This window comes from Bradyrhizobium sp. P5_C11_2, assembly GCF_054049755.1.
Genome location: NZ_JBFULT010000950.1, coordinates 1 through 1594, shown reverse-complemented (window position 1 = coordinate 1594; position 1594 = coordinate 1). Strand labels below are relative to the sequence as shown.

1 protein-coding gene is annotated in these 1594 nt (G+C 65.1%); it reads left to right on the top strand.

Translation table 11 applies throughout. From position 1 onward, the window contains the following. Positions 1–1594 (top strand): DUF1522 domain-containing protein (locus ACXJL8_RS40615; protein WP_456686984.1); only part of this gene is annotated, 1594 nt, incomplete at both ends.

The window sequence follows — 1594 nt, the reverse complement described above, 5'->3', positions numbered from 1 at the left end:
GCTCGGGCGTCAGCGGCCACCTCGTCACCGACGGCAGCGGCAATACCACTGTCTATCTCGGCGACACCGCCACGCCGGCCTCGCTCGCGACCGTGAACGATCTCTTGAGCGCGATCGATCTCGCCAGCGGCGTGAAGACGGCATCCATCACCTCGGGTGCTGCGACGATCTCCGTGAGCGCCAGCCAGCCCGGTGCTGCCGTTTCGACCGCTGCTGCGGGCGCCGTTACGCTGAAGAGTTCGACGGGCGCAGATCTGAGCGTCACCGGCAAGGCCGACCTGCTCAAGGCTCTCGGCCTGACGACGTCTACTGGTGCAGGCAATGCCACCATCGACGTCAAGCGGACAACGAGCGCGGCCTCGCTGGGTGCGACCATCACGGACGGTTCGACGCTGAACGTCGACGGTCACGTCATCACCTTCAAGAACGCGCCGATCCCGGGCTCGACCGGTGCTCCGAGCGTTCCGAGCGGCTTCGGCGTCAGCGGCAACGTCCTCACCGACGGCAACGGCAACTCGACCGTCTATCTGCAGGCCGGCACGGTTGCCGACGTGCTGAAGGCGATCGACCTTGCCACCGGCGTGCAGACCGCGACGGTCAACGCCAACGGCACCGCGACGCTTGCGACCGCCACCGGTCAGTCGAACTCGACGATCAATACGTCCGGTCAGCTCAAGCTCTCGACCGGCATCAACGCCGACCTGTCGATCACCGGTACCGGCAATGCGCTGAACGCGCTCGGCCTTGCCGGCAACACCGGGACTGCGACCGCGTTCACGGCGGCGCGCACTTCCGGCATCGGCGGCATCGCCGGCAAGACCTTGACCTTCTCCTCCTTCAACGGTGGTACGGCGGTCAACGTCACCTTCGGCGACGGCACCAATGGCACGGTCAAGACGCTCGATCAGCTCAACACCAAGCTGCAGGCCAACAACCTGGCTGCCACGATCGACGCCAACGGCCTGCTGACCATCACGGCATCCAACGACTACGCGTCCTCGACGCTGGGTTCGACGACCGCCGGCGGTGCGATCGGCGGCACGCTCACGTCGGCGCTGACCTTCTCGACGGCTTCCAACCCCGTCCAGGATGGCGTTGCACAGACCGCCCGCGCCAACCTGGTGTCTCAGTACAACAACATCCTGAACCAGATCGACACCACCTCGCAGGACTCCTCGTTCAACGGCGTCAACCTGCTCAATGGTGATCAGCTAAAGCTGGTGTTCGACGAGACCGGCAAGTCGAGCCTGAACATCACCGGCGTGACCTACAACTCCAAGGGTCTCGGCCTCGCTGCGCTGACCGTCGGCGTCGACTTCATCGACAACGCCGCCGCCAACAAGGTGCTGACCAAYYTGAACGCSGCCTCGAGCACGCTGCGCTCGGAAGCSTCSRSCCTSGGCTCGAACCTSTCSGTGGTGCAGRTSCGTCAGGACTTCAACAAGARCCTGATCAACGTGCTGCAGACCGGCTCGTCCAACCTGACGCTGGCCGACACCAACACCGAAGCGGCCAACAGCCAGGCGCTGTCGACCCGTCAGTCGATCGCGGTCTCCGCGCTGTCGCTGGCCAACCAGTCGCAGCAGAGCGTGCT